Source organism: Limnospira sp. (assembly GCF_051859755.1).
In the GTDB taxonomy this organism is placed as follows: Bacteria; Cyanobacteriota; Cyanobacteriia; order Cyanobacteriales; family Microcoleaceae; genus Limnospira; species Limnospira fusiformis.
This window is the reverse complement of record NZ_JBIMLI010000423.1, coordinates 1-520: the sequence shown is the minus strand read 5'-3', so window position 1 is coordinate 520 and position 520 is coordinate 1. Positions and strand designations below refer to the sequence as shown.

Genomic DNA, 520 nt, shown 5'->3' with positions numbered 1-520 from the left:
GCAGTTTGATTCTCTCCATGATGCCATGGATTCCGTTCTCAAAGCTGCGTCCTAACCACCTTGACTAATGCTATAAATGTTTTTCTCTAAATTCAGATTTGAGAGCGGCCTTGATTATTGGGAACCACAGCAACTTAGCCGAAAGTTGGGGGAGTTTCAGAAATCGTTGGATATTTCGGAGGCGACTACTGTATTGAATGGGTTGTGGAAAAACGTTGGCGAGGGTTGATAATCTGACTTGCCGATAACTTTGAAGCATCAACACTAAGAGTTCTAACGTCTGTGCTTGACTCTCGCTCAAATTGATTCGTAATAGTTTTTGGTATAATGTCCTTAGCATTTTTTGTCAGGGTGGCTCCCAAGGCCACCCGCTTTTTGACGATATCTCCATTATCTCAAACAATTGCCCTGTCTGGGTTTGACCTCCGTTGTCACCCTCTCAGCATCAGAACTGTAACCTCCAGGACAGGGATTTTCTCGAAATTGGCGACCACATTCACGGCACAGGTAACTCTGTTTT

2 pseudogenes are annotated in these 520 nt (G+C 44.2%); both read right to left on the bottom strand.

From position 1 onward, the window contains the following. Positions 1-76 precede the first annotated feature (76 nt). Positions 77-340 (bottom strand): annotated as a pseudogene (locus ACTIE0_RS24990) (IS4 family transposase); the annotation flags it as partial. 80 nt (positions 341-420) lie between these two features. Continuing rightward, positions 421-520 (bottom strand): annotated as a pseudogene (locus ACTIE0_RS24985) (IS1 family transposase); the annotation flags it as partial.